This is a genomic window from Amycolatopsis aidingensis, assembly GCF_018885265.1.
Classification (GTDB): Bacteria; Actinomycetota; Actinomycetes; order Mycobacteriales; family Pseudonocardiaceae; genus Amycolatopsis; species Amycolatopsis aidingensis.
On sequence record NZ_CP076538.1, the window covers coordinates 6,925,423 to 6,950,148 of the forward strand.

Annotated in this window: 27 protein-coding genes; 8 read left to right on the plus strand and 19 right to left on the minus strand. The window is 71.6% G+C overall.

The window, feature by feature from the left end; genetic code table 11:
* From KOI47_RS31735 to KOI47_RS31755, 5 genes are all read right to left on the minus strand, one after another.
* The gene (locus tag KOI47_RS31735; protein WP_232376945.1) at positions 1-357 is read right to left on the minus strand and encodes an NADH-quinone oxidoreductase subunit A; all 357 of its coding nucleotides are present in this window, start codon (positions 355-357) and stop codon (positions 1-3) included.
* 466 nt (positions 358-823) lie between these two features.
* The gene (locus tag KOI47_RS31740) at positions 824-2,104 is read right to left on the minus strand and encodes a geranylgeranyl reductase family protein (protein ID WP_216210679.1); all 1,281 of its coding nucleotides are present in this window, start codon (positions 2,102-2,104) and stop codon (positions 824-826) included.
* Complete coding sequence (locus KOI47_RS31745; protein WP_216210681.1) at positions 2,101-2,820, minus strand: demethylmenaquinone methyltransferase; 720 nt, start codon at positions 2,818-2,820, stop codon at positions 2,101-2,103. Before KOI47_RS31745 ends, KOI47_RS31740 begins: the two co-directional genes overlap by 4 nt.
* Positions 2,821-2,864: 44 nt before the next feature.
* Positions 2,865-3,971 (minus strand): glycosyltransferase, encoded by a 1,107-nt coding sequence (locus KOI47_RS31750; protein WP_216210683.1) that lies wholly within the window; start codon positions 3,969-3,971, stop codon positions 2,865-2,867.
* Positions 3,972-3,977: 6 nt separating this feature from the next.
* Complete coding sequence (locus KOI47_RS31755; RefSeq protein ID WP_269756677.1) at positions 3,978-5,057, minus strand: glycosyltransferase family 4 protein; 1,080 nt, start codon at positions 5,055-5,057, stop codon at positions 3,978-3,980.
* Between the two features lie 224 nt (positions 5,058-5,281).
* Between KOI47_RS31755 and KOI47_RS31760 the strand changes: the two genes are divergently transcribed.
* Positions 5,282-6,115, plus strand: coding sequence for an inositol monophosphatase family protein (locus KOI47_RS31760; RefSeq protein WP_216210688.1), 834 nt, complete (start codon positions 5,282-5,284; stop codon positions 6,113-6,115).
* A 123-nt stretch (positions 6,116-6,238) separates the two neighbouring features.
* On the opposite strand, the gene KOI47_RS31765 is transcribed toward KOI47_RS31760, so the two are convergent.
* The 3 genes from KOI47_RS31765 to menD form a co-directional block, all read right to left on the minus strand.
* Positions 6,239-6,670, minus strand: a complete 432-nt coding sequence (locus KOI47_RS31765) for a DUF3592 domain-containing protein (protein WP_216217692.1) — start codon at positions 6,668-6,670, stop codon at positions 6,239-6,241.
* A gap of 54 nt (positions 6,671-6,724) precedes the next feature.
* Positions 6,725-8,257, minus strand: coding sequence for a M1 family metallopeptidase (locus KOI47_RS31770; protein WP_216210690.1), 1,533 nt, complete (start codon positions 8,255-8,257; stop codon positions 6,725-6,727).
* Between the two features lie 104 nt (positions 8,258-8,361).
* Positions 8,362-10,038, minus strand: a complete 1,677-nt coding sequence (gene menD / locus KOI47_RS31775) for a 2-succinyl-5-enolpyruvyl-6-hydroxy-3-cyclohexene-1-carboxylic-acid synthase (protein ID WP_216210692.1) — start codon at positions 10,036-10,038, stop codon at positions 8,362-8,364.
* A gap of 57 nt (positions 10,039-10,095) precedes the next feature.
* On the opposite strand from menD, the gene KOI47_RS31780 reads away from it, so the two are divergent.
* The gene (locus tag KOI47_RS31780) at positions 10,096-11,019 is read left to right on the plus strand and encodes a 1,4-dihydroxy-2-naphthoyl-CoA synthase (RefSeq protein WP_216210694.1); all 924 of its coding nucleotides are present in this window, start codon (positions 10,096-10,098) and stop codon (positions 11,017-11,019) included.
* On the opposite strand, the gene KOI47_RS31785 is transcribed toward KOI47_RS31780, so the two are convergent.
* On the minus strand, positions 11,016-11,171 hold the full coding sequence (locus KOI47_RS31785) for a DUF6019 family protein (RefSeq protein ID WP_216210696.1): 156 nt from the start codon (positions 11,169-11,171) through the stop codon (positions 11,016-11,018). The genes KOI47_RS31780 and KOI47_RS31785 overlap by 4 nt on opposite strands.
* On the opposite strand from KOI47_RS31785, the gene KOI47_RS36215 reads away from it, so the two are divergent.
* The 4 genes from KOI47_RS36215 to KOI47_RS31800 all read left to right on the plus strand — a co-directional run bounded on the left by KOI47_RS36215 (position 11,170) and on the right by KOI47_RS31800 (position 14,732).
* Positions 11,170-11,292, plus strand: a complete 123-nt coding sequence (locus KOI47_RS36215; protein WP_269756678.1) for a hypothetical protein — start codon at positions 11,170-11,172, stop codon at positions 11,290-11,292. The genes KOI47_RS31785 and KOI47_RS36215 overlap by 2 nt on opposite strands.
* The gene (gene menE / locus KOI47_RS31790; protein ID WP_216210697.1) at positions 11,285-12,442 is read left to right on the plus strand and encodes an o-succinylbenzoate--CoA ligase; all 1,158 of its coding nucleotides are present in this window, start codon (positions 11,285-11,287) and stop codon (positions 12,440-12,442) included. The genes KOI47_RS36215 and menE overlap by 8 nt, the downstream gene beginning before the upstream one ends.
* Positions 12,443-12,592: 150 nt before the next feature.
* Positions 12,593-13,804: a hypothetical protein gene (locus KOI47_RS31795; RefSeq protein WP_216210699.1), complete on the plus strand. Its 1,212-nt coding sequence runs from the start codon at positions 12,593-12,595 to the stop codon at positions 13,802-13,804.
* 52 nt (positions 13,805-13,856) lie between these two features.
* The gene (locus tag KOI47_RS31800) at positions 13,857-14,732 is read left to right on the plus strand and encodes a 1,4-dihydroxy-2-naphthoate polyprenyltransferase (RefSeq protein WP_216210702.1); all 876 of its coding nucleotides are present in this window, start codon (positions 13,857-13,859) and stop codon (positions 14,730-14,732) included.
* 3 nt (positions 14,733-14,735) lie between these two features.
* Here KOI47_RS31800 and cds1 read toward each other — a convergent pair whose 3' ends face one another.
* Genes cds1 through KOI47_RS31815 form a run of 3 tightly spaced genes read right to left on the minus strand, consistent with a single transcriptional unit; the run spans position 14,736 to position 16,649 of the window.
* Complete coding sequence (gene cds1, locus KOI47_RS31805) at positions 14,736-15,818, minus strand: L-cysteine desulfhydrase Cds1 (RefSeq protein ID WP_216210704.1); 1,083 nt, start codon at positions 15,816-15,818, stop codon at positions 14,736-14,738.
* On the minus strand, positions 15,815-16,156 hold the full coding sequence (locus KOI47_RS31810; protein ID WP_216210706.1) for a DUF4229 domain-containing protein: 342 nt from the start codon (positions 16,154-16,156) through the stop codon (positions 15,815-15,817). The genes cds1 and KOI47_RS31810 overlap by 4 nt, the downstream gene beginning before the upstream one ends.
* 10 nt (positions 16,157-16,166) lie before the next feature.
* Positions 16,167-16,649 (minus strand): Lrp/AsnC family transcriptional regulator, encoded by a 483-nt coding sequence (locus KOI47_RS31815; RefSeq protein WP_216210708.1) that lies wholly within the window; start codon positions 16,647-16,649, stop codon positions 16,167-16,169.
* A gap of 160 nt (positions 16,650-16,809) precedes the next feature.
* Between KOI47_RS31815 and KOI47_RS31820 the strand changes: the two genes are divergently transcribed.
* On the plus strand, positions 16,810-17,025 hold the full coding sequence (locus KOI47_RS31820) for a BldC family transcriptional regulator (RefSeq protein ID WP_216210710.1): 216 nt from the start codon (positions 16,810-16,812) through the stop codon (positions 17,023-17,025).
* A gap of 136 nt (positions 17,026-17,161) precedes the next feature.
* On the plus strand, positions 17,162-17,371 hold the full coding sequence (locus KOI47_RS31825) for a hypothetical protein (RefSeq protein ID WP_216210711.1): 210 nt from the start codon (positions 17,162-17,164) through the stop codon (positions 17,369-17,371).
* Positions 17,372-17,381: 10 nt separating this feature from the next.
* On the opposite strand, the gene KOI47_RS31830 is transcribed toward KOI47_RS31825, so the two are convergent.
* The 7 genes from KOI47_RS31830 to hemL all read right to left on the minus strand — a co-directional run bounded on the left by KOI47_RS31830 (position 17,382) and on the right by hemL (position 24,724).
* Entirely contained in the window at positions 17,382-18,644 is a 1,263-nt protein-coding gene (locus KOI47_RS31830) for a MinD/ParA family ATP-binding protein (RefSeq protein ID WP_216210713.1), read from the minus strand.
* Between the two features lie 90 nt (positions 18,645-18,734).
* Complete coding sequence (gene ccsB, locus KOI47_RS31835) at positions 18,735-19,718, minus strand: c-type cytochrome biogenesis protein CcsB (protein WP_216210715.1); 984 nt, start codon at positions 19,716-19,718, stop codon at positions 18,735-18,737.
* On the minus strand, positions 19,718-21,226 hold the full coding sequence (gene resB / locus KOI47_RS31840; RefSeq protein WP_216217693.1) for a cytochrome c biogenesis protein ResB: 1,509 nt from the start codon (positions 21,224-21,226) through the stop codon (positions 19,718-19,720). Before resB ends, ccsB begins: the two co-directional genes overlap by 1 nt.
* 83 nt (positions 21,227-21,309) lie before the next feature.
* Entirely contained in the window at positions 21,310-22,083 is a 774-nt protein-coding gene (locus tag KOI47_RS31845; protein WP_216210717.1) for a cytochrome c biogenesis CcdA family protein, read from the minus strand.
* Between the two features lie 63 nt (positions 22,084-22,146).
* Positions 22,147-22,725 (minus strand): TlpA disulfide reductase family protein, encoded by a 579-nt coding sequence (locus KOI47_RS31850; RefSeq protein WP_216210720.1) that lies wholly within the window; start codon positions 22,723-22,725, stop codon positions 22,147-22,149.
* Positions 22,722-23,351, minus strand: a complete 630-nt coding sequence (locus KOI47_RS31855; RefSeq protein ID WP_216210722.1) for a histidine phosphatase family protein — start codon at positions 23,349-23,351, stop codon at positions 22,722-22,724. Before KOI47_RS31855 ends, KOI47_RS31850 begins: the two co-directional genes overlap by 4 nt.
* Positions 23,352-23,416: 65 nt before the next feature.
* Complete coding sequence (hemL, locus tag KOI47_RS31860) at positions 23,417-24,724, minus strand: glutamate-1-semialdehyde 2,1-aminomutase (RefSeq protein ID WP_216210724.1); 1,308 nt, start codon at positions 24,722-24,724, stop codon at positions 23,417-23,419.
* Between the last annotated feature and the right edge of the window lie 2 nt (positions 24,725-24,726).

Genomic DNA, 24,726 nt, shown 5'->3' on the forward strand with positions numbered 1-24,726 from the left:
TCAGTTCCAATCCAGCCCGCCGCGCATCCACACGTAGATGTCGGCGATGAAGAAGGTCGCGATGAACAGCGTGGCCGCCGCGAATCCCCAGAGACCGAGCGAGTCCGCCGCCACCGCGTACGGGAACAGGAACACCATCTCGATGTCGAAGAGGATGAACAGCATCGCGGTCACGTAGTAGGCGACCGGCATCCGGCCGCCACCCACGACGGGCTGTGGCGAGGGCTCGATCCCGCACTCGTACGCCTGGAACTTCGCCTTGTTGAAACGGCTGGGTCCGAGCAACGGGCCGAGCAGTACGGAGAACACCGCGAACGCGGCGGCCAGCGCGAACAGCAACACGAGCGGCAGGTACATATCCAGGTTGGGCGCGGTCGCCCCCTGCGCCAACTGCTCGCTCGCTACTAACCTCAGCACGGTCCTGGCCATCCTTTCCGCGCCGCTGCCGGTGGACGTGGTCTGTGCAACTGCCTCGGCGGCACCCTAAGGGACCTTCATCACACCGCCGAGTGTTAGGGCAGCCTTACAAAGCGTGCTCACCACCCCAGAACCCACGTATTCGCTGATGGAGACTTTGTAAAAAGCTTCACAAGGGTTCGGTCGACGTTGTGAAGCCATTCACAAAGCATGGGCCCCAGTGTAGGACGCGCCTCACATTGTTGTCTCCGGGGACCTTCCGGTAAGGGGAACCTAACCACTCCACGGCCACCCGGCGGTCACGAGTCGGGGACCAGCGCGAAAAGGATCAAGGGGACCCGTACCACCCCGGTACGGTGGGAAAACGCTGTGATGTTTCCCACGGCCCAGTGCCGGTGCCGGGCGCTCAGGCGCTCGGGGTGAGCCGGGAGGCGACCGAGATGAGCCGGTCCACGGCGTCTCCCCCGGAGGCGTCGTAGCAGCCGGAAAGTCCTTTGTAGACCAACGGGATCAGCGGGTTGATCCGCAGCCCGTACCTGGTGGCCGCGCGCATCACCTTCGGCTTGCCGATGGCCTTGGCGAACAGGTTCCCGAGCCGGTAGTAGCCGCCCATCTGCTCCTTCAGCGCCAGCGGATAGCCGTGCAGCGCGCGCTCCCTCGACGGGCCCTGCGGGCGGGCAAGGGCCTGCTGCACGCACTCGGCGGCCAGCTGCGCGGACTCCATCGCCGCCGAGATGCCCTCACCGTTGAACGGGCTCACCATGCCGCCCGCGTCGCCGAGCAGCAGCAGGCCATCCCGGTAGTGCGGGGTGCGGTTGAACCCCATCGGCAGGCCGGCCCCGCCGATCCGGCCGACCGCGTTCTCCTCGCGGTAACCCCATTCCTCAGGGGTGGAGTCCAGCCAGGAACGCAGCAGCGCGCGATAGTCGGTGTTGCGGAAGGACTTCGAGGTGGACAGCATGCCGAGGCCGACGTTCACCGTGCCGTCGCCGAGCGGGAAGGCCCAGCCGTAGCCGGGCAGCAGCTTGGGGCGGCGCGGGTCGCTGCGGTCCCACAGTTCCAGGTGGCCCTCGATGAACGGGTCGTCGTGCCGCGGGCTGCGGTAGTAGCGGCGCACCGCCACCCCCATCGGCCGCTTCTCCTGCTTGTCGATGCCGATGGAAAGCGCCAGCCGCGCCGAGACGCCGTCGCAGGCCAGCACCAGCGGCGCCCGGTAGCTCACCGGCCGCTTCTCCTGACCCTGTTTGGCCTGCACGCCGACGACCCTTCCGGTGCGCTCGTCGGTGATCGCCCCGGTGACGCTGGTGCGCTCGCACAGCCGCGCCCCCGCCTTCACCGCCGTCCTGGCCAGCAGGTCGTCGAAGTCGTGCCGGGTCCTGGACACCCCATAGGGCGGGTAGCTGGTGAGCTCGGGCCAGTCCAGCTCCAGGGTCAGGTCGCCGGTCAGGATGCGCAGCCCCCTGCTGTGCACCCAGCCCGCCTGCTGGCTGGTGTCCAGCCCGAGGTCGATCAGCTGCTTGACCCCGCGCGGGGTGAGGCCGTCCCCGCACACCTTCTCCCGCGGGAAGGTCGTCTTCTCCAGCAGCAGCACGTCGATGCCCGCCCTGGCAAGGTAGGTCGCCACGGTCGAGCCTGCCGGGCCCGCGCCGACCACGATGACCTGGGCGTCGCTGCTGGGATCGCTCATGCGCCCGAGTCTACGGAACCCTCGGGACGCCCCGGTTTGACCGCGCGATGGATGGCCACCACCCCGAAGGTGAGGTTCAGCCACTCCACCTTGGTCCAGCCCGCCGCGGCCATGATCTCCCCGAGCGCCCGCTGGTCCGGCCATTCCAGCATCGACTCGGCGAGGTAGGCGTAGGCCTCCGGGTTGGACGATGCGCGGCGGCCGAGCCAGGTCAGCAGGGGCAGCAGCACCTTGCGGTAGAGGAAGCGGATCGGCGCGAAGGGCGGGGTGGAGACCTCGCACACCACCAGCCGCCCGCCCGGCCGCACCACCCTGGCGATCTCGGCCAGCGCGGCTTTGGTGTCCACGAAGTTGCGCAGCCCGAGGGAGATCGTGGCGGCGTCGAAGCTGTCGTCGGCGAAGGGCAGCCGCAGGGCGTCCGCGGCGACCATGGGCACGTTCCGGTGCCGTCCGGCGCGCAGCATGCCGATGGAGAAGTCGGCCGCCAGGCACCAGGCGCCGCCCCGCGCGTACTCCTCGGTGGACACCCCGGTGCCCGCGGCGAGGTCGAGCACCTTCTCGCCACGACGGGCGTCCAGCACCCGGCCGGTGGTCACCCGCCACCTGCGGTCGAAGCCGAAGGTCATGACGGAGTTCGCCCGGTCGTAACCGGCCGCGACGTCGTCGAACATCGACGCGACCTCGCGCGGATCCTTGTCAAGGCTCGCCCTGGACATACCGCCACCCTAATGCCGCGCGCCGGAACGACGCCGCTCGCCGGTCAGCCGCGCAGGGCCTGCAGCATGCCGCGTACCGCGTTGGGCCAGGCGAACTCCTCGGCGCGCGCCCTGGCCGCCGCCCGGCGAGCGGGTTCCGGAGCCGCCAGCAGCCCGGTGACCGCGGTGGCGAACGCGGGCGCGTGGTCCAGCACCGCGGCCCCGCAGCCAGGCCGCACGATCTCGCGCAGGGCCGAGGAGGCCGAGACCACCACCGGCGTCCCGGAGGCCAGCGCCTCCAGCGCGGCCAGGCCGAAGGTCTCGTGCGGGCCGGGTGCCAGGGAGACGTCCGCGCTGGCCAGCAGCCGGGCGACCTCGGCGCGGTCGGCGAGGAAGCCGAGGAAGGTCACCGGCAGCCCGCGGGCCCGGCGTTCCAGCACCCGCCTGCGCGGCCCGTCGCCCGCGATGACCAGCCGGACCCTGGCTCCCGACTCGGTCAGTTCGGCGACGGTGTCCACACTGCGCTCCACGTGCTTCTCCGGGGAGAGCCTGCCGCAGTGCACCAGCAGGGTGTCGGCGCCGCCTGCCAGGTCGTGCCGCCAGCCGTCGTCGCGCACGGTGGGGGTGAAGGTGCTCAGGTCCACCCCGAGCGGCACCCTGCGCACGTTCGGGGCCGCGATCCGGTCGAACTCGTCGCGGGCGAAGTAGGTGGTGCACACCACCGTGTCGTAGCTGGCGGCCATCCTGCGGTTGGCCGCGTCCGCGGCCCGCCGGGCCAGCGGGCCGGGCAACAGGAACTGCTCGAGCAGGCGGTCCAGCCGCTCATGCGAGATGACCACGCTCGGCACGTTGTGCCGCTTGGCCCAGACGCCCATGCCGCGCAGGGTGAGCCGGTCGGACACCTCCAGCCGGTCCGGCCGCAGCTCGTGCAGCAGCGCCCGCACCCGGTGCGGGTCCACCGCGCGATAGCCGCCGGTGCCGGGAATCCTGGGTGCGGGCAGGCAGTAGCGGTGCACTCCGCTGGGCAGGGTCTCCTCCGCCTGCCTGCTGCCGGGCACCACCAGCGTCACCCGGTGCCCGCTGGCGACGTAGCCCGCGCCGAGGTGGTTCAGCGCGGTACGCAGGCCACCCGAGCGGGGGCCGTAGAAGTTCGCCAGCTGGACGATATGCATCGCCATTCAGGCCGCGCGCGCGGTGGCTGCGACGCGGCCGGTGACCGCCTCGTAGTGGCCGACGAGCTCCTGGCACACCGCGGGCCAGGTACGGCCGAGTACCACCGTGCGCGCCTGCCTGCCCAGCTGCGTGCGCGGGGCCGGGTCCCGCAGCTCGGCCACCCGCCGCACCAGCTCGCTGGCGAACCCCGCGCGGTCGGCGGGCAGCAGGTAGCCGGTCCGGCCGTGCCGGACCAGGTCGCGTGGGCCGCCCGCGGCCGGGGCGAGCACCGGCAGCCCGGAGGCCATCGCCTCCTGGATGGTCTGGCAGAAGGTCTCGTGCGGGCCCGTGTGCACGAACATGTCCATGCTGGCGTAGGCGGTGGACAGGTCAGCGCCGTAGCGGGCACCGAGGAAGGCGGCGCCCGGAAGGCGTTCGGCAAGCGACTCCCGTTCCGGGCCGTCGCCGACCACGACCACCCGCACGCCCGCCATCCCTGCCAGCGCGGTGAGCCGGTCGACCTCCTTCTCCGGGGCCAGCCTGCCGACGAAGCCGACCAGCAGTTCCCCGTTCGGGGCCAGCCGCGCGCGCAGGGCGGGATCGGCGTGCGCGGGCGAGAAGCGCTCGATATCCACCCCGCGGCCCCAGTGGTGCACCCGCGGGATGCCGTGCAACCGCAGTTCCCGTACCGAGTGCGAGGAGGGGGCGAGCGTGCGGTCGGCCTGGCAGTGCAGCCTGCGCACCCAGCGCCAGGCGGCCTTGGCGCCCAGTCGCAGCCCGTACGCCGCGGCGAATCCGGGGATGTCGGTCTGGTACACGGCAACCGAGGGCACCCGCAGCCTGCGCGCGGCCGCCAGCCCGCGCGCGCCGACCACGAACGGGGAAGCAAGGTGCACCACGTCCGGGCCGAACCCGGCGAGCGCGGTGAGCACAGTCCTGGTGGGCACACCGATCGGCAGCGAGTTCACCACCGGGAGGTCGACGGCGGGGATACGCACTACCGGGGCACCCCGGTAGTCGTTCGGCCCGGCGCCCGGCGCGACCACGAGCACGTCGTGCGCGCGCTCGCGCAGGTGCTCCACCACCCGGAGCACCGAGTTCGTCACGCCGTTCACCTGCGGTAGGAAGCTTTCGGTGACAATCGCGACACGCACGTGAGGCACTGTCGCATCCGGGCTCGGCAGGCCGGCGACCAGCGCGTAACCGCCCGGCCAACGCTGCGGAAAGGCTTGCCCCCGCAGGTCGCGGGGCGTAAACGTTGTCAGATGGCGAGCCGCGCGTCATCTCTATGTCGCGTTCCGGACACCCGGCGTGCGCAGCCTAGAGCGGCGTGACTCTTCTGTCCTCTCGCCCGATGCAACCCGTGGAACCCGGGCTGCTCTCGCGAGCGCTCGAGGTTGCCGGACGGCTGGCCAACGACGCCACCGACGTGATCACCGCCACCGCAGGGCGCGGTGCGCACCCCGACACCAAGGACTCCCCTTTCGACTGGGTCACCGACACCGACCGCACCCTGGAGCGGCACACCCGGCGGGTACTGACCGCCGAGTTCCCCGGGGTCCCGGTGGTCGGTGAGGAGTTCGGCGCCGATGTGGGTGCGGACGCCGCCGAGTACCGCTGGGTGGTCGACCCGGTCGACGGCACCGCCAACTACGTCGCAGGCGTGCCCTGGTGCGCCTACAGCCTCGCCCTGATCGACGCATCCGGCCCGGTGGTCGGCGTGGTCGCCGACCCATACCGGGCGCAGATCTACGCCGCGGCCCGTGGCCGGGGCGCGCGGGCCAACGGCAAGCCGGTCCGGCTGGTGGACCGGGGCAGCACCGCAGGCGCGATCGTGTGCACGGAGCTGGCCCGCACCGGCCCGTGGCCGGGGATGGGCGAGTTCATCGAGCGGGCCGCCGCCGCGCATGCCGGCGTGCGGGTGCTCGGTTCGGCGGCGCTGTCCATCGCGCAGGTGGCGCTCGGCCATGCCACGGCCGCGGTGCTGCACAGCTACCACGAATGGGACGTGGCCGGGTCCGTGGCGATGGCCATCGAGGCGGGCGCGGTGGTGCTGGACCGCCGGGGTGAGGGCACCGCGCTGCCCGCGGACGGCCTGCTGGTCGCCGCGCCGAGCGTGGCGGAGGAGGTCCTGGCCTGGTGGCAGGAGACCGTCAGCGCCTGAGGCGCCCCGGAAGTACCGCCGGCCGCACGTCAACAGCAAACTCGCCTGCCTGAGCGGCAAACTCACGCGCGTGGGCAGCAAACGCGCGCGCGTGGGCGGCAAACACGCCGGGTGGGCTGGGGGTCAGCGACGGCGGGAGCGTAACCACCACAGCAGCGGGCCCGCCACCAGCCAGGTGAAGAGGATGGTGGTGCCCAGCGGGAGCAGGGTGAGCACCCAGGTGCGGCCCGCGACCCTGGCCAGTTCCGGGTCGGTCACGTCGTACTCGATCCACACCAGGTCGCCCTCGGCGAGGCCGTCGGGGTAGAGCACGCCGTTGGCGGGGCTGTGCGAGACGCCGTCGGGGGTCTCGTAGCGGATGATCGTGCGGTCGAAGGAGACCTGTTCCACCCTGGCGTTCGCGGTGCCGAGGTGCGCGGTGATCGCGCGGTCGTTGCGGATGGCCGCGAACACCAGCGCGACGCACAGCAGGGTGAGCACCACGGCGAGGCCGAGCACCACCCGCGCACCGATCCGCCACGGGTCCCGGCCGGCCCCCGTGCGGGGAACGGCCAGGGCCTGCGGGGTGTCACTACCTGCCGTCACGACCCGAGCATACGGCTCGGGTGGCTACCCGTGCCGGTGCAGGTGCTCGTGGTTGGCCCGGATCTGCGGGTAGGACTCCGGCACCGCGAGCCGCCCGCCCGCGGTGCGGGCCACCGTGGCGGCCGAGGCCGCTCCACTCTCCCCGTTCGGGCTCACCGCGGGCTTGCCCGCGGTGAACAGCCAGGTCCGGAACAGATCGGAAAGCGGCTTGCCGGAGATCCGCTCGGCCAGCGCGATGAAGTCCCTTGTCCGCGCGTCGCCGCCGGTGAACCGCTGCTGCCAGGTGCGCAGGATGGTGAAGAAGTCCTCGTCACCGACGGCCGTGCGCAGCGCGTGTACGGCCATCGCGCCCCGGTCGTACACCGCGAGGTCGAACTGGTTCTCCGGGCCGGGGTCGCCGGGCAGCACCTGCCAGAAGTCGTCCCCTGCCGGGTAGCGGTTGTACAGGTACTCGGCGAGCTCGTCGGCGGTGCCCTCGCCCTGGTGCTCGGACCAGAGGAACTCGGCATAGCTGGCGAAGCCCTCGTTCAGCCAGATGTCGCTCCACCTGCCCAGCGAAACCGCGTCCCCGAACCACTGGTGGGCCACCTCGTGCGCCACCACCGAGGTGTTCGTGCCGGCCCGGAAGAACGCCTGGTCGTAGACCGAGCGGGTCTGGTTCTCCAGCGCGAAGCCGAGCCCGGTGGTGGCCACCCCACCCTGCGCCTCGAACGGGTAGGGCCCGAACTTCCCCGCGAGGAACTCGGTGACCTCAGGGGTGCGCTCGATGCTGGCCATCGCCGCGGGCAGGCTGGCGCCCAGCGCGGGGTCGTACGCGGTGATGAACGGTTGCCCGCTCGGCGTGGTGGACTGCCGCACGTCGTAGTCGCCGATCGCGAGGAAGGCCAGGTAGGTCGCCTGCGGCTGGGTGCTGCGCCAGTGCCAGCGGGTCCACCCCGCACGCTGCTTGCTCCTGCGGATCAGGTCCCCGTTGGACAGTGCGGATACCCCGTCCGGCACCTCGATCGCCACGTCGTAGGTGGCCTTGTCGGTCGGGTGGTCGTTGGCGGGGAACCACCACTCCGAGATCTCCGGCTCACCGACGGCCAGCGCCCCGGTCGCCGTTCGCTTCCATGCGGTGTAGCCGTCGATATCCACATCGGACGGTGTACCCGAGTACCTGACCGTCACGAGCACGAACTGCCCCTTGGCCAACGGCCTGCGCGGGGTGACGACCAGCTCGCTCGGGTCGGCGGGGGCGGTGCCGAACCGCGCGGGCGCGCTGTTCACCCGGACCGACTCCACGTCCAGCGCGAAGTCCAGGTTGAAGCTGGTCAGGTCCTGGGTCGCGGTGGCGAGGATGGTCGTGGTGCCCGCCAGCCGGTCGGTCTCCGGCGTGTAGGTCAGCCGGAGGTCGTAGTGCAGCACGTCGTAGCCCCCGTTGCCTGCCCCGGGGTAGTACCCGTCGCCGACGCCCGGTGCGCCTGCCCCTGGCACGGCGCTTGCCGTGCCGGCAAGCAGCACCGTGGCCAGTCCGGTGGACAGCACACTGAGCACGGCACGAGTTCGGATCCGCATCGATGCCTCCCCTGGAAGAACTCCCCTGAAGAACTCGAAGGCACGAACCTAGCGGGCTGGCCATGGATCATGGAACGGCCGAACGTCGGTTCCTGCCGGCACGATCAGGGGGAGCCCGCGACCGCGTCGCGCACCGCGGAACGCAGCCGGGCATGCAGGTCACGATGGCCGGAACGGTCCACCCGCACCTCGACCACCCGCAGCCCCGGCGCCGGGCGCAGGGCCGCGCGGAACTCCGCCAGCGTGCCCGCCACGGTGTGCGGGACGCCGTATCCCGCGCACAGGGCACCGAGGTCCGCGCCGTGCGGGGTGCCGAACACCCGCTCGAAGCTGTCCGCGTGCTCCGGTGCCCCCTGCTCGAGCAGGGCGAAGATCCCGCCGCCGTCGTCGTTGACCACCACGATGGTCAGGTCCGGGCGCTGCTCGGCACCGGTGAGCAGGCCGTTCGCGTCGTGCAGGAAGGTCAGGTCACCGATCAGCGCGTAGGAGTGGCCACGATGCACGGTCGCGGCGCCCATCGCGGTGGACACCGTGCCATCGATGCCTGCCACCCCGCGGTTGCGGTGCACCAGGATGTCCGGGCGGATCCCCCCGGCCAGCGCGACATCCCTGGTCGGGTTGGATGAGCCCACGATGAGCAGCGCGTCCGGTGGCAGCGCGGTCACCAGCTCCCCGGCCAGCCGCAGCCCGCTCGGCCACGGCTCCAGCTCCAGTGCCTGCCGCACCGCGGCGCCTGCCGCCGTGTCCGCCTGCCGCCAGCGGGCCAGCCACTCCGGATCAGCGGGCTTGGTCGGCTCGTCGAACCACTGCCCGACCTGGCGGACGTTGTGCGCAGGCGCGGGCCAGTCCGAGTCCGGGCGCACCAGCAGCACCTCGACCTCGGGGTCGGACAGCAGATTCTGTACCTGGCGGAACACGGTGGGCCTGCCGATGCACAGCACCTGCTCCGGTTTGTGCGCCGCGATGAACTCCTCGACCGCCAGCAGCCAGGCGCCGGACCCGATCGCGGTCGCCCCGCCGAGGCCGAGCCCGCCGGTCTCGGACACCACCGGCCAGCCGTGCTGCTCGGCCCACTCGCTGGCCGCGCGCACCCCGGCGTCGCAGGCCAGCACCAGGCCCTGCCGGGCAGAGGGCACCACGAACGCGGGCAGCGCGCCGAAGTCGGGCAGCTCGGTCCAGCGCGCCCCGCCGGAGCGGCCCTCCAGCGGCTCGTACCACTCGCTGGTGCGCCCGCCGTCCGGCACCAGCGGCTCGCGGAAGGGGATGTTCAGGTGCACCGGGCCGGAACGCCACTCCCCGTAGGCGGCGTTCCAGGCCCGGCAGACCTGGCTGCGCCAGTACGCGTTCTGGCCCGGCCTGCGCTCGGCAACCGCGAGCTCGTCGAAGTACCGCACGGCGTCGCCGTAGAGCCGGTGCTGGTCGATCACCTGGTTGGCGCCCGCGGCGCGCAGCTCGGGCGGGCGGTCGGCGGTGAGCACGATCAGCGGCACCCCGGCCCGGTCGGCCTCCAGCACCGCCGGATGGAAGTTCGCGGCCGCGGTACCCGAGGTGCACACCACCGCGGCCGGGCGGCCGGTGCGGGCGGCGATGCCGAGGGCGAGGAAGGCGGCACCGCGCTCGTCGATCCGCACGTGCAGGCTGAGCTTGCCGTCCGCGGCCGCGGCGTAGAGCGCGAAGGACAGCGGGGCGTTGCGGGAGCCGGGGCAGAGCACCACATGCGAGACCGTGTTGCGGACCAGCTCATCGACGATGACGTTCGCCTGCGCTGTGGACGGGTTCAACGGCCGGCCTCCGGTCTCGCGTCCGTCTCCATCCACACACCGCTTATCCTCCCAAACGTGGATGAAGATCGCGTTTCCGAGCTGTTCGACCAGACCGCATGGAACGAGGTCGACGGGTTCGACTTCACCGACATCACCTACCACCGCTCCGCGGAAAGCCGGTCGGGCAAGCGCGTGGTGCGGGTCGCGTTCGACCGTCCCGAGGTCCGCAACGCCTTCCGCCCGCACACCGTTGACGAGCTGTACCGCGCGCTCGACCACGCGCGGATGAGCTCCGACGTCGGCTGCGTCCTGCTCACCGGCAACGGTCCGTCGCCCAAGGACGGCGGCTGGGCCTTCTGCTCTGGTGGTGACCAGCGTATTCGCGGACGGTCCGGCTATCAGTACGCGGCCGGGGAGACGTCCGACACGGTCGATCCCGCGCGGGCAGGCAGGCTGCACATCCTCGAGGTCCAGCGGCTGATTCGGTTCATGCCCAAGGTGGTGCTCGCGGTGGTACCCGGCTGGGCCGCGGGTGGCGGGCACTCGCTGCATGTGGTGTGTGACCTCACCCTGGCCTCGGCGGAGCACGCGCGGTTCAAGCAGACCGACGCCGATGTCGGCTCCTTCGACGGCGGGTTCGGCTCGGCCTACCTTGCCCGGCAGGTGGGGCAGAAACTCGCCAGGGAGATCTTCTTCCTCGGCAGGGAGTACACCGCGCAGCGGGCGCACGAGATGGGCGCGGTGAACGCGGTCGTGCCGCATGCCGAGCTCGAGGCCGAGGCGCTGCGCTGGGCCTGGGAGATCAACGGGAAGTCGCCGACAGCGCAGCGGATGCTCAAGTACGCGTTCAACGCGATCGACGACGGGCTGGTCGGGCAGCAGCTGTTCGCCGGGGAGACCACCCGGCTGGCGTACATGCAGGACGAGGCCGTCGAGGGCAGGGACGCCTTCCTACAGCGGCGCGAGCCCGACTGGTCCGCGTTTCCGTACTACTACTAGGAGTAGAAACTCCCGGGGTCGCGCTGCCCTCCGCCGTCCCGGCGCGCCTCCCGGATCCCGTCCCGCACGGCGGCCCGCACCACGAAGTACAGCACGAAGAAGAACACCGCGGCGAAAGCCAGGCTGACGACGAGGCCCACGAGGTTGTACATGGCAGTGACCCTAACCGGGAGCCCGGCCGGGCGGCGGTCGCCGGGGCGCGAGACGCGGATCGCACCGGAGCGCGGACTGTCCTGGAAGATCATCTCCCAGGAGGTGCCGGTACATGCGTGAGCTGCGGACGGACGGGAGTGCGGCGGCAATCGAACGGCTGAGCCGGGCGCTGGCCGAGGCCCTCGGTGGCGGGCCCGCGGTGCTGCCGCTGGATAGCCGCGATCCCGGCGCGGGTGAGCTGCGCACGGCGATGCGGCCCGAGCTGCCGGTGGAACCCGGTACCGCGGTGATCGTGCCGACCTCGGGGTCCACCGGCGACCGCAAGGGCGTGCTGCTGTCCGCGGAGGCGCTGACCGCCTCCGCGCGGGCCACCCATGACCGGCTCGGCGGGCCCGGCCACTGGCTGCTGGCCACCCCCGCGCACTACATCGGCGGGCTGCAGGTGCTGGTCCGCGCGCTGCTGGCCGGGCGGGAGCCTGCCGTGCTGGATCTCTCCGCCGGGTTCGACGTGGCCGCCTTCACCGCGGCCGCCACCCGGCTGTGCGCCGGGCCGGGGCCGCACTACACGGCGCTGGTGCCCACCCAGCTCGCCCGGCTGCTCGCCGCGGGCGGCGCGGCGACCGCGGCCGCCGCGCGCTTCGACGCGATCGTGCTCGGTGGCGCCGCGCTGCCGGAGCGGCTGCGGGTGGCCGCGCGGCAGGCAGGTATCGCGGCCGTGCCCGCCTACGGGATGAGCGAGACCGCGAGTGGCTGCGTGTACGCGGGCGTCCCGCTGGATGGCGTGCGGGTGCGGATCGGGGCGGGTGAGCGGATCGAGATCGCAGGCCCGGTGCTGGCGCACGGCTACCGGTTACGGCCCGAGCTGAGCGAGCGCACCTTCGCCGGTGGCTGGTTCCGCACCGGCGACCTCGGCCGGATCGGGCCGGAGGGTGCGCTGGAGGTGCTCGGCAGGGCGGACGACGTGATCAACACCGGTGGGGTGAAGGTCTCCGCGGCGCAGGTGGAGCGGGTGCTCGGGGACCGGCCGGGGGTCGCGGGCTGCTGCGTACTCGGGCTGCCCGACCCGGAATGGGGTGAGTCGGTGACGGCCGTGGTGGTACCAGCCGATCCCGCGGCCGCCGGCGAGGAACTGCGGGCCGAGCTGCGGGCGGCGGTACGAGCCGAGCTGGGGGCGGCCTGCGTGCCGAAACGCCTGCTGTACGTGGCGGAGCTGCCGCTGCGCGGACCGGGCAAGGTGGATCGGGCCGCGCTGCGCGGGCGGCTCACCTGAGGGGACTACTATCGTCGGCTTTTTTTCGACGGTTCGGCGCAGTTGGTTGACAGATCACCTTGGCCGGTTTTGGCTGCACCTAGCCAGGCGGCTGGTGTCCGGACAGCGACTGGGGACGTCGCTCTGCCCCTGCCGAAGGAGAAGCAACAGATGACCCTTGCCACCAGACGGATGAGACGCAGGGCCGGTGCGCTGGCCCTGGTGACCGGCATGGCCTGCGGCGCGGTCGGGCTCGCCGGACTCGCGGCACCGCGGGCCGAGGCGGACCAGCCGGTACCCGCCAGTGGAACGCTGACCTGGTCGATCACCCCGGAGGGCCAGCAGTCGGCGCGTTCCCTCGGCACGGTGGCCAGCGCACAGCGGCCCGAGCAGACCGGTATCGAGCAGTTCCCGGCCGAGCCGCTGGACAAGCCGGTGAACACGGTGGTCGCCGAGCTGGACGCCACCATCCCGGACGGCACGGCGGCCGCGGTGGACGTGCGCGGGCTGCGCGCCGACGGCAGCTGGAGCGAGTGGGCCGAGATCACCACCGAGGCCGCGGCCGTGCTGCCGGAACCCACCAGGTCGGTGCAGACCCGCCTGGTGCTGACCGCCCCGCAGGGGGAGGGTTTCCCGATCGTGCGGCAGATCGACCTGACCGCGTGGAACGCGGAGGAGGTGCAGGCGAGCGCCCCGGCGGGAGAACGCACCTACCGGATCTTCGCCACCAGGGAGGGCCTGGTCGGCGGCACCACCGCGAACGGCCATGTGATCAAGAGCAGGGACCACTTCGTGGCGCTGCCCTCCCGCAGGGGGCTGGCCAACCGGGGTAGCGGCAACTACACGGTGCAGGTGTGCACCTCGGACGACGCCAGGTGCGAGTGGGCCCCGGTGTGGGACGTCGGGCCGTGGAACACCAAGGACGACTACTGGAACGCCGACCGGCAGATGTGGCAGGACCTGCCACTGGGCAAACCGCAGGCGCAGGCGGCGTACCAGGACGGCCACAACGGCGGCCGGGACGGCTTCGGGCGCAGGGTGCTCAACCCCGCGGGCATCGACCTCGCCGACGGCACCTTCTGGGACGGCCTCGGCCTGCGGGACAACGCCTGGGTGAACGTGACCTACGAGTGGACCGGCTCCGGCCCGTGGGGAACGATCGCCACCTCCAGCACGCCGCTGAACGTGCGCTCCGGGCCGCGGGCCTCCTCCGCCCAGGTCGGCCTGGCCGCGCGGCACGCGCAGGTGCGCATCGAATGCCAGGTGACCGGGCAGTCCGTCGGCGGAACCCAGGGAACCTCGGACCTCTGGTACCGCCTCGCGCCGGGCAAGTACGTCGCCCGCGCCTACGTCGACACCGCGGTGGCCCCCACCGGCTGCTGAGGCTGCTGACCCCGCGGGCTCGGCTGCCGGGCCCGCGGAAAGAATGATCGGTATGGCGAGTGTTGGCGAGTGGGTGGAGGGAGCCCGGCCGCGCACGCTGCCGAACGCGGTGGCGCCGGTGCTGGCCGGGACCGGGGTGGCGATCCAGCTGGACGCCTTCGGTTGGTGGCGGTCGCTGCTCGCGCTCGGGGTCGCGCTGAGCCTGATCATCGGGGTGAACTACGCCAACGACTACTCCGACGGCGTCCGGGGCACCGACACCGAGCGGGTGGGGCCGCTGCGCCTGGTCGGCTCGGGCTCCGCGGCACCGCAGGCCGTGCTGGCGGCCGCACTGCTGGCCCTTGGCACCGGCGGGGTGCTCGGCTTGGTGCTGGTCGCCGCGACCGGGCACTGGTGGCTGCTCGCCTTCGGCGCGGCCTGTCTGGCCGGGGCGTGGTTCTACACCGGCGGCAGGCGGCCATACGGCTATGCCGGGCTGGGCGAGATCGCCGTGTTCTGCTTCTTCGGCCTGGCCGCCGTGCTGGGCACGGTCTACGTCCAGGCAGGCGAGGTCGGCTGGACGGCGCTGGGCTGCGCGGTGGCGATCGGCTGCCTTTCCACCGCGGTGCTGACCGCCAACAACCTCAGGGACATCCCGACCGACCGCGCGGCGGGCAAGCGCACCCTGGCCGTCCGGCTCGGCGACACCGGTACCCGGCGGCTGTACCTCGCGCTGGCCGTGCTCCCGTTCGTGCTCACCATCGCGCTCGGGGTGGCGCATCCGCTCGCGCTACTCGGCCTGCCCGCCGCCGCCCTGCTGGTCAAACCGCTGCGCGTGGTGCTGGGCGGGCACACCGGCCTCGCCCTGATCCCGGTGCTGCGGGACACCGGCTTCGCCATGCTGGCCCTGGCCGTGCTGCTCGGCGCCGGGCTGGCGCTCAGCGGGTGACCCCTACGGTTCGGGTTGCCACCTTCCGGTGTCCAGGAACCGCTCGATGACCGCCCGGTGCGGGGCGAGGTCCAGCTCCTGCCCGGCCACCCAGGCGTCGTCGTAGTAGGTGTGGGTGTACCGGTCGCCGCTGTCGCACAGCAGGGTGACCACGCTGCCGGTGCGCCCCTCGGCCAGCATCCTGGCGATCAGCTGGAAGGCGCCGTAGAGATTCGTGCCGGTGGAGCCGCCCGCCCAGTGCCCGGTGCGCTCGCGCAGCACCCGGATCGCGGCCAGCGAGCCAGCGTCCGGAACCTGGAACATCTCGTCGATCACCCAGGGCACGAAGGAGGGTTCCACCCTTGGCCTGCCGATCCCCTCGATCCGGGATGGCATGCCGGTGCAGTAGTCCATCGCCCCGGTCTCCCAGGCTCCGTAGAAGGAGGAGTTCTCCGGATCCACTACGGCGATCTTGGTGGTGTGCCGCCGGTAGCGCACGTACCGGCCGAAGGTGGCGCTGGTGCCGCCGGTGCCCGCGCCGACCACGATCCAGGAGGGCACCGGGTGCCGCTCGGAGCGCAGCTGGGCGAACACCGACTCGGCGATGTTGTTGTTGCCCCGCCAGTCGGTGGCCCGCTCGGCGTAGGTGAACTGGTCGAGGTAGTGCCCGTTGCACTCCCTGGCGAGCCGTTCCGCCTCGGTGTACATCTCCGGCGCCCGGTCCACGAAGTGGCAGCGGCCGCCGTAGAACTCGATCAGCGCCACCTTCTCCTTGCTGGTGCTGCGCGGCACCACGGTGACGAACTCCAGGCCGAGCATCCGGGCGAAGTAGGCCTCGGAGACCGCGGTGGAGCCACTGGAGGCCTCGATCAGCGCGGTTTCCGGCCCAATCTGCCCGTTCACCAGCCCGTACAGCAGCAACGAGCGGGCCAGCCGGTGCTTGAGCGAGCCGGTGGGGTGCACCGATTCGTCCTTGAGGTAGAGGTCGATGCCCCATTCCCTTGGCAGCGGGAACACGTGCAGGTGGGTGTCCGCGCTGCGGTTGGCATCGGCCTCGATGATCCGGACAGCCTCGCGTACCCAGGCCCTGCTGTGCGGGACGCTCATCGTCCCTCGGCGTCGGTGTCGGTGTCGATGGCGCCGTCGTCCTCGGGCAGGTCCTCGCCGCGCAGCTGCGCCCGCAGCCGGGCCCGCTGCCGCGCCCTGCGCTGGTTGCGCACGGCCAGCCCCGCGGTGACCCGCGCGTTCAGCCCGCGCAACAGCAGCATCCCGACCGGCAGCCCGGTGACCAGGCCGACCAGCAGCGCCACCAGCAGCGGGACGCCGAGCAGGACGAGGACCACCGCGATCACGCCGACCAGGGCGAACCGCGCCACCAGGTACAGGGTCAGGTCCCGGGCGAGGTGCCCGGCCCGCCCCTGCTGGTCCTGCCTCGTGTCGTTCACGGGTGCGAGGTTACGCGCCGCCGTCGTCCGCTTCGGTGGCCAGGTCCAGCCCGGTGTTGTTCGGGCGGCCCTCGAACCGGGTGGACAGCACCACGGTGGTCTGGGTGCGCGCCACCCCCGCGATCCGGCGCAGCCTGCCAAGGGTGCGTTCCAGCTCGTCCACGGTCGGCACCCGGACCTTCACCACGAACGCCTGGTCACCGGCGACCGCGTAGCAGCTCTCCACCTCCTCCAGGCTGCCAAGCGCCTCGGCCACGTCCTCGTCCGCGGCGGTGTCGGTGGGCTGGATGCCGACCAGCGCGGTCACCCCGAGGCCGACGGTCCGCGGGTCGACCATGGCGTGGTATCCGGTGATCACCCCGGCGGCCTCGAGCTTGCCGACCCGCTCGTGCACCGAGGAGGCGGACAGGCCGACGAGGCGGCCGAGCTCGGCATAGGTTGCCCTGCCGTTCTGCCGCAGCTCCGCGATGATCTTGCGATCGAGCTGGTCCACGCCCCTTACCTTAACGCCGTCTTTCGGCAGGTTGGCCGCCTGCCAACGGAGCCCGATTTGTCCCTTACTACCTCTTTACTCTTCGACAACCGTTCGAGTACCCGAAGGGGTGGATGCCACGATTGCCACGTCAGCGATCTGGATCCGAAGGAGGCGGAAAGTGACCGCAACCGTGGGAGGACGGCTGCTCACACCTGGTGAAGTCGCCGCGTTGTTCCGGGTCGACCCGAAAACCGTGACCCGCTGGGCCACGGCGGGCCGGATCGGCTCCATCCGCACCCCCGGCGGGCACCGCCGGTTCCGGGAGGCCGAGGTGAACGAGCTGCTCGCCGAGCTCACCACCGACGCGGGCGAGGCCGCGCCCCAGCAGCCGTAACTCCCGGTAACCGCGCGGCCCGGGCCGGCGCGGCCGCGTTGTGGCAGGCTGGACCGCACCTGCCCCCATGAACCCGACAAAAAGGTTAACCTCGGGGGGCAGGGGGACGCAGCGGACAGGTCGGAAGGGAGCGAGCATGCTCTACTTGCTCGCGGCAGTCGGGGCGGTCACCGTCGCCATACTGTTGTGGAAGGCGTTCGGTTCGGAACGTGTCGGCGTGCCATCGAGGTCGTCACAGCCGACCCGCCAGGCTCCGGTCGCTCCCGACGACGACCCTGACTTCCTCCGCAAGCTCGCCGAGGAACAGCGTCGCAAGCCACGCGAAGACGAAAGCGGCAGCTCCTAGCAGCCAGCAGCTAGACCGGCTGGCGTCCGTGGCGGTCGTTCGGAAAGGCGTCCGCCACGGTCGCCGCGAGTTCGAGCAGCGCGAGCCGGGTGCCGGACTGCAGGCGGTCCAGCTCGATCTCCGCGCCCTCCTCCAGATGCGGGTCGAACGGAATCTTGCATACCCCGCGGGTCCGCGCGCCGAAGTGCGCGGCCAGCTTGTCCAGATCGACCGAGCCACCCTTCGGGCGCACCGAGTTGATCACCGCGACCGAGCGTTTGACCAGGTCACCGTAGCCGTGCGCGTCCAGCCAGTCCAGCGTGGCCGAGGCGCTGCGGGCCCCGTCGACCGAACCCGAGGACACGATCACCAGCGAGTCGGCGACGTCCAGCACCCCCTTCATCGCCGAGTGCATGAGGCCGGTCCCGCAGTCGGTGAGCACGATGTTGTAGAAGTGCTCCAGCAGGTTGACCGCACGCCGGTAGTCGTCCTCGGAGAACGCCTCGGACACCGCGGGGTCCTGCTCGCTGGCGAGAATCTCCAGCCTGCTCGCGCCCTGTGAGGTGTAGGACCGCACGTCGCTGTACCGGGTGATCTTGTCCGCGTCCCGCAGCAGATGCCGCACGGTCGCGGTGGTCTCGATCGGGATCTTCTGGGAGAGCGTGCCGCGGTCGGGGTTGGCGTCCACCGCCACCACCCGGTCCCCGCGCAGTGAGGCGAAGGTGGAGCCGAGGGTGGTCGTCGTGGTGGTCTTGCCGACGCCGCCCTTCAGGCTCAGCATCGCGATCTTGTAGCAGCCGCGCAGTGGCTGGTTCACCCTGGAGATCAGCTCCCTGCGCCTGCGGTCGGCCGGGCTCTCTCCCGGATTGATCAGGCCACCGGTGCCCGCGTACACCGCCTTGCGCCAGCCGGACTGCGGGCGCCGCTTCATCCGCTTGACCAGCTGGGCCGAGGTCAGGTCGCCACCACCGGCCAGCGCGTGCCTGCCGGTGGGAACCGGCGGCACCTGCGGCCCACCGCCGGGCGCGGGCGGCTGCTGCTGGTACTGCGGCGGATACAGCGGGGGCAGGTTTGGGTCGTACTGCGGCTGGTAGGGCTGCTGCTGGGGCCCCGAGGGCGTGGCCTCGGTGTAGTAGTTCGGCTGCGCAGGCGGGGGCCCCGGCGGCGGGGTGGCGCCCGGCGGTGGCGCGGCCGGATGCGGTGTCGAGTCGGTGCGCTCCTCGGAGAAGTACCCCGGGTCGCTCTCCTCACCTGCTCCGTGGCCGCGCGCCACCTCCTCGTTGGGTTCGGTCACCGCAGTCGATCCTCCATCGCTAGTTCGGCACGGTCGGCGTGCCAGTCGCGACGGTAGTCGCCGTCCCCGCCCCGGTCGAACCGGGCCGGGTCACACCCCCGCGTAGGAGTGCAGCCCGGTGGTCACCAGGTTGACGAAGAACAGGTTGAACACGGTCACCGCGAAGCCGATCACGTTGATCACCGCGGCCCTGGTGCCGCGCCAGCCCGCGGTCGCCCGGGAATGCAGGTAGGCAGCGTAGATCACCCAGGCCACGAAGGCGGTGGTCTCCTTGGGGTCCCAGCCCCAGAACCGGCCCCAGGCCGCCTCGGCCCAGATCGCGCCGCACAGCACGCCGAAGGTGAACACCGGGAAGGCGAACACCGTGGCCCGGTAGGCCACCCGGTCCAGCACCTCCAGTGCGGGCAGCCGCGGGCCGAACCGCGCCCACTTGACCGGGTTGCGCTCGTGCCTGGACCGGACCAGATAGAGCAGGCTGGCGATACCCGGCACCAGGAAGACCCCGGAGGAGGCCGCGGCTGCGGAGACATGGATGACGAGCCAGTAGGACTGCAGCGCGGGCTGCACCGGGGCCGCCTCGGCGTACAGCATGGTGCCGCCGACGAACATCAGGATCACGACCGGCAGCAGCACGAAGGCGGACAGGTGGCGGACCGGGTTCTTCCGCAGCACCACCAGCCAGGTCACCACGGCGATCAGGCAGACCGCCATGATGTACTCGTACATGTTTCCCCAGGGCACGCGGCTGGTGGCCAGCCCGCGCAGCACCAGCGCGGTCAGGTGCAGCAGCGCGCCGAGCACGGTGAGCGCGACACCCATCCGGCCGATCCGCTCGATCCGGCCACGACCGGCAGGCATGGTGGTGTCCCTGCCGGGGGGCGTGGGCTCGGTCGCCACCGGCGCGCCCGCGCCGACCAGCTCCTTCGTCCGTTCCCTCGTGCGCTGGGCCGCCTGCACGCCCCTGCGGCCGAAGGACTGCTCGACCAGGAAGAAGACCATCGCCAGCACGTACACGGCCACGGCCGTGGTGTAGGAGAGGTCGCTGTACTGCGACAACGTCTCGGTGACCGGCATCAGCTGTTCCTTCTTTCGGTGCCCGCGATCTCCTGCGCGATCCGGGTGAACTCCTCGCCGTACCCAGCCTGATCGGTGCGGGCGAGCCCACCGACTTCTACTACAGTATGTCGTTTGTCATCCCCGGCGGTAACCGGGGTCACCCGTACCCACACCCGGCGCCGCTTGACCAGCAGTGAGGCGCCGAGGCCGAGGAACATCGCGATCGCGAAGCCGAGTACCCACAGCTGGGTCGGGTCATGCGAAATCTGCAGGGAAACCCAGCGCTGGACCCCGTCGAACCGGATCACCGTGCCGTCGTCCAGGGTGATCCGGTCGCCGGGAACCAGGTTCTCCCGCGCCACCCGCTCCAGCCTTCCACTGTCCACCATGGACTGGTCGATCTCGAAGATGGACTGGCCACGGCCGGAGTCCACCCCGAGGTCGCCCTGCATCACGTCCACCACGACGCCGGGGTCGGTCAGCTCCGGCCCCGCCGAGCTGAGCACCCCGCCGTGCACCACCTTGGTCGGCGCGAACAGGCCGGTGACGGCGAGTTGTTTCTCCCTGCGCTGCTCCGGATCGGTGATCCCGGGCGGCTCGAACTTGGTCGCCCCCTCGGACAGCAGGGTGGTCTGGTCCACCGGGCGCCACTGGATCGCCTTCGAGCGCACGCTGCCGTCCGGGAAGGTCACCGTGAACCTCGGCGCGTATCCGTGGCCGAGCAGGTAGACCCGGTCGCCCGCGGTCCGCAGCGGCTCGTTGACCTCCAGCTGGTACGGCCGCCAGGTGCCGGTCTCCAGGTCCCTGCCGGACTGGTACTCGATGGCGGCCTGGTAGTGCTCCGGCTGGCCTGCCGCGGTGTACCGCGCGGCGAAGTCGTTCACCTTGACGCAGAACGGGGTGAGCTCGGTGCCGTCGATCCGCAGCCCGGGGTTGAACGAGTCGTAGTTGTAGATCCCGGCGTTGCAGAAGGTCTGGCCGTCCGCGTGCACGATGACCTGGCCCTCGTAGAAGTACATCTTGCCCAGCGCGAAGGCCACGATCAGGCCGAGCATGCCGAAGTGGAACACCAGGTTGCCGGTCTCCCGCAGGTAGCCCCGCTCGGCGCTGATACTGCGCGCGCCATCGGCCTCCGTGCGCTCCCGCCTGCGCCAGCCGCGCAGCCTGCGGTTCGCTGCGGCCAGCACCTCCTCCGCGCTCGCGTCCGACTCGAACCGCCGGTGATGCGGCAGCCGGGCCAGGTTGCGCGGGGTGAGCACCGGCTCGGCGCGCATCGAACGCAGGTACTCCACGCTGCGCGGAAGCAGGCAGCCCACCAGGGAAACCATCAGCAGCAGGTAGATCGCGGAGAACCAGACGCTGGAGTAGACGTCGAAGAACTGCAGCCGGTCCAGCAGCTTGCCCCACCAGCCGTGCTGCTCGATGTACTCCCGTGTCTTGGGGGCGTTGAGCTGCCGCTGCGGTAGCAGCGCGCCGGGCATCGCGGCCAGCGCGAGCAGGAACAGCAGGATCAGCGCGGTGCGCATCGAGGTCAGCCCACGCCAGGTGTTGCGGACGAAGGCGAGCGCGCGGCGGGCGCGGGAGTCGGAGTAGGCCGGGGTCGGGGACGTCACAGCGGCAGCTCCGTATCGGAGATGAAGGCGTCGCGCATCCAGCCGACCAGCTCGCCCCACAGCCCGGTGACCAGCAGCACGCCCACGACGAACAGCAGTGCGCTGCCGGCGATCTGCACGTAGCGGCCGTTGCGGCGCACCCAGTCGGTGGCCCGCACCGCCCAGCGTGCCCCCAGCGCGATCAGCAGGAACGGCAGGCCGAGGCCGAGGCAGTACACCAGCACCAGCAGCAGCCCGCGGGCGCCGGTCTCCCCGCTGGCGGTGGCCAGCACCAGCACCCCGGAGAGGGTGGGGCCGATGCACGGGGTCCAGCCGAGGCCGAACACGGCGCCGAGCAACGGGGCGCCCCACAGCCCGCCGCGCGGCACCTTGTGCAGCCGCCTCTCCTTCTGCAGTGGCCGGATGCGGCCGAGGAACACCAGCGCCATCGCGATGGTGACCACCCCGCCGAGGCGTTGCAGCAGATCCTGGTTCAGCAGCAGGGCGTCGGCGAGCCAGATCAGGCTGCCCACCCCGGCGGCGAACACCACGGTGAAGCCGAGCACGAACAGGGCAGCCGCGCCGACGACCGCGTACCGGCCCCGTTTGCGCTGCTCCTCCGCGTCCACGGCGGGCGCGTCCGCGCCGACCAGCGCGGCAAGATAGGCGAGATAGCCGGGGACGAGCGGGACCACACAGGGGGAGGCGAAGGAGATCGTGCCGGCCAGCAGCGCCACCCCGGCCGCGAGCAGCAGCGGTCCGGAGGTCGCCAACTCGGTCACGGGGTCCACCCGATCAGGGTAAGGAGTGAATTCCGGGTGAGGACGCCGGGCCGGTCCCTGGCGGGTGTGCGGTCACTCCGCCGCCAGCCTGCGGACCACCGGCAGCAGGTCATCGACCAGCAGCGCGCGCAGGAAGACCGCGGCAACCCGCTGCTGCTTGTCCACCACGATGGTGGAGGGCACGGCGTTGCGCGGATAGCCACGTAGCGCCAGCATCGAACGCCCGGAAGGGTCGTAGATCGAGGGGTAGGTCAGGCCCCGGTTGCGCATGAAGTCCTGCGGCGCCGCGCGGTTCTCGTCCCGCACGTCCAGTCCGAGCACCTGCACGCCCTCGTCCCTGGTCTGCTCGTACAGTTCCTGCATCTCCGGCGCCTCGGTGCGGCAGGGGCCGCACCACTGGCCCCAGATGTTCAGCACGACCACCTTGCCCGCGTAGTCGGCGATCGAGATCTGCTCCTCCGGCTGGAACAGGTCCTCGCCTGCGAGTTCGAGGACCTGCCGCTCGGCTGGCTGGTAGAAGATGTCCGTCTGCCCGCCTGGGGAGACGAACTCGAAGCTGCCGCCCTGGGTCACCGCGTCGTCCCCGGTGCTGCAACCGGCCGCGACCAGCACGCAGACCAGCCCGGCGAGCAAGGTCTTGAGCCCGCTCATGCGCCGGTCATCCGTGGGTCGGTCCGGCCAGCGGGCTCGCTGTAGACCACCTCGACCAGCTCCTCGCCGATGAACACCAGGCTGGTCAGCGAGGCCAGCGAGCACTGCCGCCTGCGCGGGTCGTGCCAGAGCGTGTGGGCCTCGACGAAGCGGCGCAGGATCCAGATCGGCAGCTGGTGCGAGACACACAACGCCTCGCAGCCCTCGGCCCTGGCCCGCGCCCGGTACACCGCGCCCAGCATCCGGTGCGCGATCTCCACGTACGGCTCGCCCCAGGAAGGGCGGAACGGGTTGCGCAGCTTGGGCCAGTGCCGGACCTGGCGCAGTGCCCCGTCGCCGACCGCCACCCGCAGCCCCTCGAAGCGGTTGCTCGCCTCGATCAGCCGGTCGTCGGTGTCCACCTCCAGCCGGTGCGCGTCGGCGATCGGCGCCGCGGTCTCCTGCGCCCGCTCCAGCGGGGAGGCCACCACGTAGGCGATCCGGTGACCGGTGAGGGCCTCGGCCACGGTGACGGCCTGCTTGCGCCCGGTCTCGGAAAGCCGGAAGCCCGGCATCCGGCCGTACAGCACACCGCCGGGGTTGTGTACCTCACCGTGCCGGAGCAGGTGCACGATCGTCTCGGTCATGCTCGCTCCTTCGCGGCTTCGCGCGCTGTGGTCACCCTGACTGCCGCGAGTTGACACAAGGGGTGTCATGCCGGGCGTCCCGCCGCCGCTGCGGCCCGTGCGGCGGCGGGCAGGGCGGCCTCGATCGTCTCGAACGCGGCATCGTCCATGGCCGCGTTGACGAACCAGGCCTCGAAGGCGCTCGGCGGCGGGTACACCCCGCGTTCCAGCAGGGCATGGAAGAACGGCGGAAACCGCCAGGTGTCCGCGGCGGCAGCGGCAGGGTAGTCGTGCACCGGCTGCTCGGTGAAGAACACGCTGACCAGGTTGCCTGCGTAGGACACGGTATGCGGCACCCCAGCCGCGGTCAGCGCCTGCTCCAGCAGGGCACCCAGCCGTTGCGAGTTGGCGTCCAGGGTGCGGTAGACGGCATCGTCCGCGGCGCGCAGGGTGGCCAGACCAGCGGCCACCGCGACCGGGTTCCCGGCCAGCGTGCCTGCCTGGTACACGGGCCCGCTCGGGGCCAGCTTCGCCATCACCTCGGCGCGCCCGCCGAAGGCCGCGGCAGGCAGCCCGCCGGACATCACCTTGCCGAAGGTGTAGAGGTCGCCGGGTACCAGGTCGAGCCCGAACCAGCCGGAACGGGAAACCCGGAACCCGGTCATCACCTCGTCCATGATCAGCAGCGCGCCGTGCTCGTGCGCGGCCGCGCGCAGGGCGGCGTTGAACCCCTCGCGCGGCGGCACCGCGCCCATGTTCCCCGCTGCCGCCTCGGTGATGATCGCGGCCACCGAGTCCGGGTTCTCCGCGAAGCACTGCCGGACGGCCTCGATGTCGTTGTACGGCAGCACGATGGTGTCCGAGGCCTGAGTGCCGGTGACCCCGGGCGAGGTCGGCAGGCCGAGCGTGGCGACCCCGGAGCCTGCCTGCGCCAGCAGCGCGTCCACATGCCCGTGGTAGCAGCCCGCGAACTTGATGATCTTGCTACGCCCGGTGAACGCCCTGGCCAGCCGGATCGCGCTCATCGTGGCCTCGGTGCCGGAGTTCACCAGCCGCACCTGCTCCACCGGGTCGACCCGGTCGATGATCTCCTCGGCCAGCTCGACCTCACCGATGGTCGGGGTGCCGAAGGACAGCCCGGCGGACGCCGCCTCCCTGGTGGCCTCCACCACCCGCGGATGCGCGTGCCCGAGGATCATCGGCCCCCAGGAGGACACCAGGTCGACGTAGCTGTTGCCGTCGGCATCCCACAGGTGCGCGCCCTCGCCGCGCACCATGAACCGGGGGGTGCCGCCGACCGAGCTGAACGCCCGCACCGGGGAGTTCACCCCGCCGGGTGTGGCCGTCTCCGCCCGCTCGAACCATGACTTGGACCGCTCGACTTGCTGTGTCACAC